The organism is Pseudonocardia sp. TRM90224, from assembly GCF_021245725.1.
Taxonomy (GTDB): Bacteria; Actinomycetota; Actinomycetes; order Mycobacteriales; family Pseudonocardiaceae; genus Pseudonocardia.
On the sequence record NZ_JAJGSX010000070.1, the window covers coordinates 16,778 to 29,758 of the forward strand.

The window sequence follows — 12,981 nt, forward strand, 5'->3', positions numbered from 1 at the left end:
GCCGACCGGGAGCCTGACGGTACGGGTGTGGTGTGGCTCCTGTCCTCGCCTTCGGGTATCCGTATCGATCCCGGATCACCTTTCACGCGCGCTGTGCGTGATCCGCCGCGGTCTGTGCCAGATCGAGATCGGTCTCGATCTCGGCGCCGGTGGGTGCGTCGGGGAGGTCGTCCTCCAGGTGGTGCAAGCGCCGCCAGCACAGGCCGAGCAGGCCCCAGACCAGCAGCACGAGCCCGGACGTCGCCATCAGCAGCGCGACGCCGCTGCTGTGCCCGAGCAGCGCACCGGCGGCGAGCGGAGCGAACACGTCCTCGGCGAGCGGGCCCGCGGTGAGGAAGCCGAGCGGCTGCATGAGGGTGGCCAGCATGATGTTGAGGGACAGCACCCGGCCCTGCAGCTGCGGGCCGACCTTCACCTGGATGATCGCGAGCCAGTGCGCGTTGCCCATGCTCGTGCAGGCGAGCCGGACGAAGAACCCGATCCCGATCAGCAGGACGACCGGGAACAGCCCCATCACCAGCATCCCGATGCCTGAGCCGGCAACAAACCCGATCATCCCGGTTGCCCGCCGTCGGGTGCCGCCCCACACGGCGACGGCGAGCGCCCCCACCGCGGCTCCGACCCCGCCTGCCGCCGTGACGACACCGAGGTCGGCGGCCGTGCCCAGCCCCAGCACCAGCGGCGTGACGGCTACCCACATGAGGGCGGTGAAGTAGTTGACGACGGCGAAGAAGCCCACCATCAGCAGGAGCGGTCTGCGGCGGGCGACGAACCGCCATCCGCCGGTGATCGCCTTGTGGATCGGCTCCTCCTGGCGGTGGAAGAGCCGGTCGGGGAACCGCACGAGCAGGAGGGTGACCACCCCGACGGCGAACGTGACGACGTCCACGGCCACCACCGCCGTCAGCCCGGCGCCCGCCATCAGCGCGCCACCGGCGAGGGGCCCGACGACCGTGCCGATGCCGAAGCCGAGGTTGGCCAGCGCGTTGGCCTGCGGGAGGAACGGTTTGGGCACCAGCTGGGCGATCGCGGCGAGGTAGGCGGGCTGGTGGAAGGCCGCGGCCGTCGACGTCGCGGCCACGACCAGGCACACGCCCCACACGTCGAGCCGGTCGGTGGCGAGCAGCACCACCAGCGCGGCCGTCGCGATCCCGGCGAGGACGTCGCAGGTCAGCATGATGCGCCTGCGATCGACTCGGTCGGCGAGCGCGCCGCCCAGCGGCGTCAGCACCGCGGTCGGGACCTGGGCGAGCATGACGACGAGCGCGAGATCGATGATCCGGCCGGAGCGCTGGTACGCCCAGATGCCGAGCGCGAACGAGGTCAGGGCGCTACCGGTCATCGACAGCAGCTGGCCGGCGGCGACCAGGTAGAACACCCGCAGGCTGCGTGTGGCGACAGCAGGAACCGTCGGTGTGGGTGGTGGGGTCGGCAGCCGCCATCGCCCCAGCCGGTCCGTGATCAGCTCGGCGAGCTCGGCGGCCTGGTGGCGCAAGAAGTAGTGGCCCGCCTTCGGCAGGACGGCCAGCTCCACCTGCTCGGCGAACGCGAGCCACTCGGTGTGCCGCTCCTGGTGCAGCTCGGTCGCCCGGTCGCTGCCGCCGACGACGCACAGCACCGGTGCCCGCAGCCGCGCGGGTTGCGGCTGGTCCAGCTGCGCGGTGAACCAGGACCTGGCCTCGGTGGCGTCGTGCCGCAGCGCCCGGAGCGCGACGGCGGTGGCGGCCTCGTCCAGGTCGTCGAAGATCCCCCCGGTCGCGCGCAGCGCGTCGCGGACGAAGCTGTCGGACTCCCACCGGTCGGCGCCGAACGTGCGGTGCGCCCACGCGGCCAGCCGCCCCGGCAGCCGTGCGGAGGGGAAGCTGCCCGCGAGCACCACGCCGAGCACCGTCCTGCCGTCGCGTTCGAGCTGACCGGCGAGAGCCGTCGCGGCGGCCGAGCCGACGCAGTGGCCGTAGAGCAGCACCGGGCCGCGCACCGACTCGGCGACCTCCCGCGCGAGCCGCGCGACCACCTCCGGCATCGCCTGCACCGCTTCGTCGGGCCGCGCCGGATCGTGCCCCGGCAGCTCGACGCCGAGCACCGCGACCCCGTCCGGCATCGCCCGCGCGAGCGGGCCGAACACCGCGGCCGAGCCACCGCCGTACGGCAGGCAGATCATCGTTGCCGTAGGTGTCCGCCCAGCGGGCGGTCCGCTGAGGCGGTGCAGCAGCCCGGCCCGGCCGGCGGTGGCCGGGGCGGTGCCGTCGAGGAACGCCGCGAGGGCGGCGACGGTCGGGTGGGTGAACAGGTCGATCACCCGCAGCTTCGGGGCGATGGCCCGTACTGCGCGGACGGCGGTGAACGAGTCGCCGCCGAGGCCGAAGAAGTCGTCCGCCCGACCTGGGAGATCGTCGAGTTCGAGCACGCTCGCCCACGCCTCGGCCACCGACCGCTCGGTGGGGGAGGACAGCGATCCGTCCCCGCGCGCCTGCCCCGAGACGGGGACGGGCGCGGCGCGCGGCCCGGCAGGGACGTCCGCAGAGAGATCGCCGGCTCCGACGGGCGCGTCGAGATCGGTGACCATGGCGGCGAGCTGCCTGACGAACCCGGCGCAGATCTCGTGCGCCGTGCCGCGGTCGATGAGCGCGCTGCGGTGGACCAGGTGGCCGTGCAGGTCGCCGTCCTCGCCGGCGAGGTCGTTCAGCGACAGGTCCAGATCCACCTTGACCTCGAACCCCTGGCCGGCCTCGTCGAGCGCGAGCTCGGTCACGGTCAGCCCGTCCAGCTCCGGTGGGCCGGGCGGGCCGGCGAGGTTCAGCATCACCTGGAAGATCGGGGTGGAGGTCAGGTCGCGGCCGGGCCGCAGGCGTCCGACGATCCGCTCGAACGGGGTCTCGGAGTGCGCCAGCGCGCGGGTGGCCGCGCCGCGCGCGCGGTCGAGCAACGTGCGTGCGGTGGGATCGCAGGCAAGGTCGATCCGCATCACGAGCGTGTTGACGAAGCAGCCGACGACGTCGTCACGGCCCGGGCGGCGCCGGCCGGTCTCCGGCACCCCGATCGGCACGTCCGTCGTGCGGCACACCCTGGCGAGCACCGCGGCCCACGCGGCCAGCACCACCGTGAACGGGGTGCACGCGTTGGCTGCCGCGACGGCCCGGACCTGCGCGGCCAGGCCGGCGGGCAGCACGACCGGGACGGTGTCCCCCCGCCTGTCGGCGCCGGGGGTGCGGGCGCGGTCGAGCGGGAGGTCCAGCACCGGCTCGAGGTCGGCGAGCTCCTGGCACCACCAGTCGAGGTCGGCCTCGGCATCGGGGTCGGGATGGGCCGCGTCCCACTCGGTGATGTCGGCGTACTGCAGTGTCGGTTCTGCCAGCTGGGGAACGGCTGTGCCACCGCGACGTGCCGCGTACAGCTGGGCCAGGTCGGTGGTGAGCAGCTCGCGCGACCGGGCGTCCGTCGCGATGTGGTGGAACGTCATCGCCAGCACGTGCTCGTCGGCGTCGAGCCGGTGCAGCGTCGCCCGCATCGGTGGCTCGGCCGCCAACCCGAACGGGCGGCTGGCGAGCGCTGCCAGTGACTCGGAGAGCCCGGCGCCGGACGGCAGGTCCGCCAGCGTGATCGGCACGCGGTCCGGCGGTAGCGGCACGACGACCGGCTCGCCCGACTCCTCGGGGAAGACGCTGCGCAGCACGTGGTGGCGCTCGGCGAGATCACGGAGGGCGGCGAGCAGCGCCGCGCTGTCCAGCGGCCCGCAGAGGCGCAGCACGACCGGCACGTTGTAGGCGACGCCGTCGGGGTCGAGCTGGGCGAGGAACCACATCCGGCGTTGTGCGGCGGACAGCGGTGCCGGGGCGGTGGGGTCGGTTCGCCGCGTGATCGGGGTGCTGCTCGTGCCGGCCGGCGTGGCGTCGACGGCCGCGGCGGCAGCACGCAGCACCGGGTGCTCGAAGAGCAGCCGGAACGGGACGGCGCGCCCGGTCGCGGCCCGCAGCAGGTGCACCACCTTCGCCGCGCTGAACGAGTGCCCGCCGAGCGCGAAGAAGTTGTCGTCAGGGCCGATCTCGTGGACGCTCAGCACCTCGGCCCAGGCGGCTGCGACGGCGCGTTCGGTGTCGGTGGTGGGCTGCGTGGTTCGGGCCCGGCGGCCCGGACGTTCCGGCGCCGGCAGCGCGGCCCGGTCGATCTTGCCGTTCGTGGTGAGCGGCAGCGCGGCGAGCCATCTCCACCTGGTCGGGACCATGTGCGCAGGCATCGTGACGGAGAGCCGTGCGCGCAGTGCGGCGGTGTCCTGCGGCGCGCCGCGCGACGCGACGACCCAGGCGGCGAGCTCCCGGCTCGCCCCGTCGCCGAAGGGCAGCACGACCGCCGCGGCGACACCGGGGTCGCCGCGCAGCGCGGTCGCCACCTCACCGGGCTCGACCCGGTAGCCGCGGATCTTGATCTGGTCGTCGGTGCGGCCGAGGAACTCGACGATCCCGTTGCGCCGCACCCGCACCCGGTCGCCGGTCCGGTAGCAGCGGGTCGTGCCGTCGACGGGATCGGGGACGAACCGCTGTGCGGTGAGGTCGTCCCGGGCGAGGTAGCCGCGTGCGACGCTCGGACCGCCGATCCACAGCTCGCCGGCCACGCCGTGCGGCACCGGTCGGCCGGCGCCGTCGACGACGTGGCACTCGACCCCGGCGAACGGCCTGCCGAGGGGCGCGGCAGTGCCGATCGTGCCGCCGCCCTCGGCCTCCTCCACCGAGCAGCCGAGGACGGACACCGCGGTCTCGGTGGGGCCGTAGTGGATCTGCACGGCGAGATCGGGCCGCGCCGCACGGACCCGGCCGAGCAGATCGGCCGGGCAGGGCTCGCCCGCCAGGATCAGCAGCCTGCGTGGGAGCACGGTCGCGAGGTCGTCGACGTCGGCGAGCAGCCCGAGCTGGCTCGGCACCATCTTGATCACATCGATGCGGTGCTCCGCGAGCTGCGCGGCGAACTCCTCCGGATCGACGGCCGAGCCCCGGTCGATCATGTGCAGGGTGCCGCCGGTGGTCAGCGCACCGAGCACGTTGGTGAGCCCGAGATCCGCCGCGTGCGTGGAGACCAGCGCGAACGACGCGCCGGCGACCTCGAGCGGGGCCAGCCGGTCCAGCACCGCGTGCACGTAGTGCTCGATCTGGCGGTGCTCGACGGCGACGGCCTTCGGGGTGCCGGTGGAGCCCGACGTGAACATCACGTAGGCCAGTTGCTCAGGTGGGACGTGGACCGGAGGGCGGTGGTCCGGCATCCCCGCGTACGCGGCGGGCTCGTCCACGTTGATCACGGTGACGTGTGCCGGAGCGGACGGCCCGCCGCGCTGGGTCAGCAGCACACGCGCCCCGGCCACCCGCAGCAGCTCGGCCAGCCGCTCGGCCGGGTGCGTCGGGTCGAGCGGCAGGTAGGCCGCCCCGGCCTTCAGCGCGCCCAGCATCGCGACGACGAGGTCGGTGGTGCGCTCGCACGCGACGGCAACCGGCTCCTGCGCGGTCACCCCGTGCGAATGGAGGCGGTGGGCGAGCCGGTTGGCCCGCGTGTCGAGCTCCGCGTACGTGAGCTGCCCGTCTTTCCCGACGACCGCCGTCCGGTCGGGGCTGGTCACGGCCCAACGCTCGACCAGCGCGGTCAGGCCGTGCCCGGCGGGGAACGATGCTGGCGTCCCGGTCACCGTGGGGGAGGGTTCGAGCGGCGCGGCGCCGGCCGGCCGGTGCTGGTCGGCGAGGATCCCGTCGAGCTGCGCGGCGAACCACGATCCGAAGCGCGCGGCCGTCGTCTCGTCGAAGATGTCGCGTGCGTAGGTGAGCTCGGCGGTCATGGTCGTGCCGTCGTCGACGACCGTGACGGTCAGGTCGAGCTTGGCGGCGAGCGGTGCCGCCTCGACCAGCTCCGCCGTCAGGCCGGGCAGGTCGATCGCCGCCGGCCCCGGCCCGTGCATGTTGAGCAGCACCTGGAACAGCGGGTTGTGCGACGTGCCGCGTTCGGGTGCCGCCCGCTCGACGACCTTCTCGAAGGGTGCTCCGGCGTGCTCGAACGCGTCGAGCACGCCGTCGCGGACCCGGTCGAGCAGCTCCGCACCGCTGGGATCGCCCGCGAGGTCGGTCCGCACGACCAGCGTGTTGATGAAGCAGCCCACCACCCTCGCCGAGCCGGGATGGTGCCGTCCGGTGTGCGGGACGCCGACGCTGATGTCGGTGCTGCCGGTGACGCGGGCCAGCAGCGCCTGCAGCGCCGCGAGCAGCACCATGAACGGCGTGGTCCCGCGCCGGTCCGCCGCGGCAGCACGCACGCGGGCGGCGAGGTCGGCCGTCAACGGCACCGGGACGATCCCGGCAGCCGGCGCCGAGCGGCGTCGCGGCACGGGGCGGTCGGCCGGCAGGTCGAGCGCAGGGGCCGGCGCAGCCAGCTGCTCGGCCCACCAGCGCAGATCCGCCTCCGTTCCGGCCGAGTCCTGGGCGGCCCAGGCCGTGACGTCGGCGTGCTGCAGCGGTGGCGCAGGCGGCGCGGGTGCCCGGCCGGTGCGGGCGCCGTACGCCGCGCCGAGGTCGGCCAGCAGCAACTTCCCCGATTCGGCGTCCGTCGCGATGTGGTGGATCGTGATCACGAGGACGTGGTTCCGTGCGTCGAGCGCGAGCACCAGCGCCCGCATCGGCGGCTGTGTATCCAGCGCGAACGGCCGCAAGATCTCGGCGCGGACCTCCCCGTCCAACTCGGCGGCTCGGACGGCACGCACCTGCACCGGGACCGCGGCGGCCGGCCCGACCACCAGCGACGGCCCGTCCGCCGCGTCGGCGACGATGCTGCGCAGCACGTCGTGCCGTTCCGCGAGGTCCCGCACCGCCGCGGAGAGCGCATCCACATCGAGGTCGCCGCGCAGGCGCAGCACGATGGGGACGTGGTACGCGGGCGACTCGGGCTCCATCCGGTGCAGGAACCAGAGCCGCGCCTGCGCGGAGGAGAGCGGGGCGGGGGCGTGCCGGTCCGGCCGCGGGACGACGGTCGTGCCCCGCACAGCGAGCCGGGCGTCGGCGAGCCTCTGCCGGAGCAGGCCGGTCACGGCGAGACGTCCGTTTCGACCGGTGTGAGCTCGGTGGTCAGCAGCTCCGCGAGCGCGCCGGCGAAGTCGCTGAGCACCGGGTGGTCGAACAGCAACCGCACCGGCACCAGAGCCCCGATCGCATCACGCAGCACCATCGCCGCCCGGATCGCGGCGAACGAGCTCCCGCCCACCTCGAAGAAGTTGTCGTCGGCCCACACCTGCCTGCCGTCGAGCACCTCCTGCCACACATCGGCGACCAGCAGCTCCGCGTCACCCCGGACCGGTCGCCGATCCGCCGGGCCGGCGCCCTCCTCGACGCCTCCCGGCTCGGTCCGCTCGACCGGCCCGACGAGCTGGAGCTCCGCGGCGGGTTCGTCGGGGTCGGCGACGGCCGAGGCGAGCAGCCCGAGCAACCGCCGGGCCATCCCGGTGACGTCGTCGTGGTCGAACCTGTCGACGGCATACTCGACCTGCAGCTCGGTGCCGGCGACCGTCTCGTTCACGAAGAACGTCAGAGCGTTGGCCGACCAGCCGGACCCGACCTCACCGAGCAGCTCGATCCGCAGCCCACCCGCGGCCGCCCGCACCACGATCTCCGGCTGCACGGAGAGGGCCACCGGGTTCGCCGAGGTCCCGGCTGTCCGCGGCAAGCAGCCGGCCAGCTCCGCCGCGGGCAGTTCCTGGTGCGACAGCGCGGCGGCCAGCGCGGTCGCGGCGCGGCTCGCCAGCAGGCGGAACGTCGGCGCGCCCGCTCCAGCCACGCGCACGGGCAGCATGTCGAAGAGCGGCCCGATGACGGTGTCCAGCCCCGGTTGGGACCGCTGGGCAGAAGTCATGCCCACGACGGTGTCCGCGCGTCCCGTCATGGCGCTGACCAGCGACGCCAGGGCGGTCAGGTACGCCGTGGACACGGTGAACCCGTGGGTCGTCGCGGCCTCGCGGAGGCCGTTCGCGAGCGCGGGTGGCACGCCGAAGGTGGCCCGGACGGTGCGGAAGACACCAGCCCTGTCAGCCCCGTCGGAACGTACGGCGGCCGCGCCGCGCAGGTCGTCCGGCAGCTCGGCGCCGGCCAGCGCCGAGCGCCAGAACGCCCGCAGCTGCTCGGTCCGGCCCGGCAGCTCCGCGAGCGCCTGCTCGTGCAGCGCGACGTCGCCCACCTGGAACCCGCTCCCCGCCACATCCGGGTCGCCGATCGTCCCGGCGGCGAGCTCGGCGATCAGCTGCCCGATCGACGCGCCGTCGAACGCGATGTGGTCGACGACGACGACCAGCTCGGCCAGCTCGTCGCCCAGCCGCAGGAGCACGGCCTTGATCAGCGGCACCTCGGTGGCCAGGTCGAACACGTGCGCCACGGCTTGCCGAGTGATCGCTCCGGCGGCCGTGGCCGGGTCGGCCTGCCGACGCAGGTCGACCACTTCGAGCGGGACGGGACAGGGCTCGTGCACGACGGCGAGCGCGCCGCCGACGGCATTCTGGAAGGTGCCTCGCAGCACCTCGTGCCTGCGGACCACGCCGTCGAGCGCGGCGCGCAGCGTCGTCTCGTCGACCGGGCCGTGCATGCCCAGCCGCACGCCGACCGTGGTGGTCGGGACGTCGGGATGCAGCTGCCGCAGCGTCCACAGGTCCTGCTGGGTGCCGGTGAGCGGGTACGTCGTGCGCCCCGGGTGGCGGGTCGGTCGTGGCACGACCCGCGCCGGCCCCGCATTCGTGGCCTCCACCTGGGCGCTCATCATGGCGGCCGTGGGATGGGTGAGCGGCAGCGCGACCGGCACCTGCCATCCGTACCGGCGTTCGAGCTCGACCGCGACCGCCGCGGCGGTGAGCGAGTGGCCGCCCAAGTCGATGAACCGGTCGTGCACGCCGACCTGGGGTGTCCCGAGCACGTGGGAGAGCACCTCGGTGATGCGGTGCTCCGTCTCCGTCCGGGGCGCGGTGTAGTCGATGCCTCCTGGCCGCGGCAGCGGCATGGCGAGCAGCGCGGCGCGGTCGACCTTCCCCGACGGGCCGATCGGGAGCCGCTCGAGCACACCGATCCGCGACGGGACCATGTAACCGGGGAGGCGCTGCCGCAGCCAGCTGCGCAACGCGCTCTCGGAGACGGCCGACACGTCGGTGGCCTCGGCGTACGCGACGAGCCTGCGGGTGCCGCCCTCGTCGGCGACGGGCAGCACAACCGGGTGCGTGACCTCGGGATGGGCGGCCAAGGCCGCGGCCACCTCACCGACCTCGATCCGGAACCCGCGGATCTTCACCTGGTCGTCGATGCGGCCGAGGTACTCGAACACGCCGTCGGTGCGCCGGACGAGATCGCCCGTCCGGTAGGCGCGTCCGGCCGCGGTCTGGACGAAGCGGTCGGCGTCGAGCTCGGGGCGGCGCAGGTACCCGCGGGCGAGCACGGCGCCGCTCACCCACAGCTCGCCCGTCGCGTCGCCGAGCAGATCGCGTCCCGTCGCGCTGTCGCGCACCGAGAGCAGGGCGCCGGGCACCGGCGTGCCGATCGGCGGGTCCTGCTCGCCCACCCGCTCGACCTCGGCCGCGGTGCAGAAGACGGAGCACTCGGTCGGCCCGTAGAGGTTCACCACGCGCTGGACCTGCGGGTGCGCGAAGCAGCGGTCGGCGAGCGTGCGCGTCAGCGCCTCACCACCGGCGAGGACGGTGCGCAGCCGCGCCGGGAGCGGCCGTCGAACCATTGCCGCGAGCGCGGACGGCACCGCGCACACCATCGTCACCTCGTCGCGGGCGGGCAGCGCCGCCAGCGAGAGCAGGTCGTCCGCGACGATCACCGTGCCGCCGTGCAGCAGCGGGCCGAACAGCTCGACGACCGAGAAGTCGAAGCAGATGGACGTGGCCGCGAGGGTCCCCGCCAGCTCGTCGGCCGAGCACAGCCGCCCTGCTGTGCGCAGGAGCCCGAGCATGCTGCGGTGTTCGACGACCACCCCCTTGGGCGTCCCCGTCGACCCCGACGTGTAGATCACGTACGCGGCGTCGGATCCGCCCGTGCCGGATCCACCCGTGCCGCGACCGGTCGGGACGTCGGAGGCGGCGGGCAGTTGATCCAGCTGGTCCAGCCGGATGGCGGTCGCCCCGGTGGCGGCCGCCGCCCGTTGTGACCGCGCGTCGGTCAGCACGGCCGCCATCGCGGTGTCCTCGCCGACGAACGCCACCCTCGCCGGTGGGTGCGAGGGGTCGAGCGGGACGTAGGCGGCGCCGGCCTTCAGCGTCCCGAGCAACGCGGCCGGCAGGTTCTCGTCCCGGCCGAGGCAGATCCCGACGAGCGACCCGCTGCCGGCGCCGCCGGCGAGCAGCGCCGCGGCGATCCGATCGGATCGTTCGGCGAGCTGCGCGTAGGTCAACCGGGTCGTGCCTGCGACCACCGCTGTGCGCTCGGGTGTTCGGCGAACCTGGTCGCCGAACGCCTCGTGCACCCGATCGCTCTCGAACATCGTTGCCCCCCGCTTGTGCCGACCGAGACGTCGAACGTGCCCGGCCGCCGTCTCACGGAGATGTCATCGGCGTGTCCGTGCAGGTGCTGTCCCTGTCGACGACGAGGCGTCAGCGTCCGACCGTGGCGCTGAACGAATCGGCGAAGCCACCGACCTTGATCGTGACGACCGCCTGGTCGCCCGGCGGGTTCGCGAACAGGGCCCACATGACGGCGGTGGCGCCGGCAGGCAGCTTGTCGCCGCCCAGCGGGACGAAGGACGGGAAGCTGGGCGCGACGAGGTTGATCCACGACTCGACGAGCTCGCACGTGTTGTGCAGCGCGCCCTTGCCATCGCTGAGGCTCATCTCGCCGCCGGTGTCGGCGACCACGTCGTCCGGGAAGGCGATGTGGTTGTCCGCGAGGTAGCCGAGCGGGATGTCGAGCGTGCCGGTGTTGGTGATCTCCACCTGCGCCAGGGCGAACCCGGCCAGCGCGCGGACGCTGCGCAGCTTGGGCACGAGGCCGGCCTTGGCGAGCGCGACGGTGTTGACCGACGGGTCCAGCGCCGGTGCGGCGGTCGTAGCCGTTGTGGCCTTGGTCGTGGTGATCGTGACCTCGACCCTGCGGTTCTGCGCCCGCCCGTTCGGGTCGTCGCTGCCGTCGGGCTTCGTGTTGGACGCGATCGGTCGGGACTCCCCGAGCCCGGTGGACGTGAACTGGAACCCGGTGCCGAGTCGAGCCTCCAGGGCGCTGCGCACCGCGGCTGCGCGCTGCTCGGACAGCGTCTGGTTGGCCGCGTCGGTTCCGATGGAATCGGTGTGACCTTCGACGACCACGGTCCCGGACGCGGCGGTCACCTGCTTCTTCAGACCGTCCAGGGCGGGCCCGACGGATTCGCTGAGCGCCGCGCTGCCGAACTCGAAGGCGATGTCCGCGGGCAGCCGGAACTGCGACTCCGTGGTGGTGGCCTCAGGGGCGGATGCCACGGCGCAGAGCACCGGCCCCCGGCGGTCGTCCTCCGGTTGTGCCTGGACGTGCAGGATCGGATCGTCACGCAGCTCCGAGGAACCTTGGGGCAGCACCGGCACCTCGACGGGCAGGAACCCGTCCATCGAGACCAGCATCGAGGTCGTCTCCGGCGGCGGCGCGTGGAACACGACCGTGACGGTCGCCGACGCACCCGGTGCGATCGAGTCCTGCGCGCTCTTGCTGATCATCGGCAAGCCCGGGTTCAAGGAGAACTCGTTCCACGGCAGGATCTCGGCCGAGAGCGCCGACACGTATCCCGTGCCTCGCGGCAGGTCGATGAGCTGCACGATCACGTGCGTGTACCCGTCGAGGCCGACCCAGTCCGGCTCGACCGGCTTCTCGCCGGTGTTGACGAACTCGAACTGGAACGCCAAGAGGTCCGCGCCGGTCCGGACCAGCCGGAGGTTGTCCCCGCGCACCGGCAGCGTCGTCGCGATCGGCTCCGCCACCACACCGTTGCCGGCCACCGGGGCCGGGCCGGCCGGGAGGGCTGCGGTCGCAGCGGGGGCCGATTCCGAAGCAGCACTCGCGATGCCCTGCTCGGTACGTCCGCAGGCGGGCAGCACCAGCACCAGCAGCGCGGCAGCCGCCCCGATGACGCGTCCCCGACCCCGTCCAGTTCGCCCGTACATGTTGAACCTCCGTTAGCACCAGTTCGGCCAGGATGGCGAGCGGCTGTTTCACGGACGGCTCAACGGCGTTTCGCGGAAGATCGCCGGGCTTCGGCACGTCGATGAGAGCCGGGTGACATGACCGTGAAATCGGCTGCGCCGACGATCCGTGCATGTCGTGGCTCGTGTACGCATCGGTGGCGTTGGCAATCGTGTCGCTACTGGTCCTGGTCGTGCCGGGGGTGATCTTCCTGGTTGCCGGGCGCATCCCACCGTCCCTGGAGTTCCTCATCTCACCGTTGGGCCGGAGGTTCCGAGCGCAGCCGGGTGGGGCAGCGACCGCGGAGCAGGTCCGCCTCGTCGGCTGGCAGTGCGTGTCGTTCGGCGCCGTCTGGTGCGCTCAGCCGATGTTGATCTGGTCGACGACCCAGGACGAGCTCCCGTCAGCTGTACGACCTGTGATCGCGGTGGTTCTCCTGCTCGCGTTGGTCTGGACCTTTCTGACCGGTCGCAAACTGCGGGCAACGCTCTGAGCCGGGCCTTCGTCGTGGGACTTGATCCGGATCGATATACCTGGGGGGAATGAATTCGGGTAGGCCGTCGACCATCCGGACGATCCATTCGGTGGCATGTATTTCGCGGTGGTGCATTCGGCATAGCATGACGAGGTTGTTGATTTCAGTTGGTCCACCGTTCTGCCATTCGACGACATGGTGGATGTCGCACCAACTCGCCGGGCGGCCACATCGTGCACATCCGCGGTCACGGGCTGCGACGGCTCGTCGCATTCCGTCAGGAATCACTCGGGAGAGGCGGCCGATGTCGAGGGGCTGGCTGTCGCTGTTCATGACGATCGGAATGACGGCGGCGTTGCAGGCGAG

Annotated in this window: 5 protein-coding genes; 1 reads left to right on the plus strand and 4 read right to left on the minus strand. The window is 73.2% G+C overall.

What is annotated here, in order from left to right:
• Window positions 1-82: 82 nt before the first annotated feature.
• The 3 genes from LL648_RS41780 to LL648_RS44900 all read right to left on the minus strand — a co-directional run bounded on the left by LL648_RS41780 (window position 83) and on the right by LL648_RS44900 (window position 12,121).
• Window positions 83-7,054, minus strand: a complete 6,972-nt coding sequence (locus tag LL648_RS41780) for a non-ribosomal peptide synthetase/MFS transporter (protein WP_232668530.1) — start codon at window positions 7,052-7,054, stop codon at window positions 83-85.
• On the minus strand, window positions 7,051-10,479 hold the full coding sequence (locus LL648_RS41785) for a non-ribosomal peptide synthetase (protein ID WP_232668531.1): 3,429 nt from the start codon (window positions 10,477-10,479) through the stop codon (window positions 7,051-7,053). The genes LL648_RS41780 and LL648_RS41785 overlap by 4 nt, the downstream gene beginning before the upstream one ends.
• Window positions 10,480-10,588: 109 nt before the next feature.
• The gene (locus LL648_RS44900; protein WP_305080826.1) at window positions 10,589-12,121 is read right to left on the minus strand and encodes an OmpA family protein; all 1,533 of its coding nucleotides are present in this window, start codon (window positions 12,119-12,121) and stop codon (window positions 10,589-10,591) included.
• Between the two features lie 152 nt (window positions 12,122-12,273).
• Between LL648_RS44900 and LL648_RS41795 the strand changes: the two genes are divergently transcribed.
• A complete protein-coding gene (locus LL648_RS41795) occupies window positions 12,274-12,633 on the plus strand; it encodes a hypothetical protein (RefSeq protein ID WP_232668532.1) in 360 nt (119 codons plus the stop codon).
• Here the strand turns inward: LL648_RS41795 and LL648_RS45940 are convergent.
• Complete coding sequence (locus LL648_RS45940) at window positions 12,544-12,948, minus strand: HNH endonuclease signature motif containing protein (RefSeq protein WP_374112195.1); 405 nt, start codon at window positions 12,946-12,948, stop codon at window positions 12,544-12,546. The genes LL648_RS41795 and LL648_RS45940 overlap by 90 nt on opposite strands.
• Window positions 12,949-12,981: the final 33 nt, after the last annotated feature.

What these genes read in the sequence shown, in the direction of transcription:
- LL648_RS41795 (WP_232668532.1), top strand. Translation starts at nt 12,274, where the DNA reads ATGTCGTGGCTCGTGTACGCATCGGTGGCGTTGGCAATCGTGTCGCTA.
- LL648_RS45940 (WP_374112195.1), bottom strand. Translation starts at nt 12,948, where the DNA reads ATGAACAGCGACAGCCAGCCCCTCGACATCGGCCGCCTCTCCCGAGTG.
- LL648_RS44900 (WP_305080826.1), bottom strand. Translation starts at nt 12,121, where the DNA reads ATGTACGGGCGAACTGGACGGGGTCGGGGACGCGTCATCGGGGCGGCT.
- LL648_RS41785 (WP_232668531.1), bottom strand. Translation starts at nt 10,479, where the DNA reads ATGTTCGAGAGCGATCGGGTGCACGAGGCGTTCGGCGACCAGGTTCGC.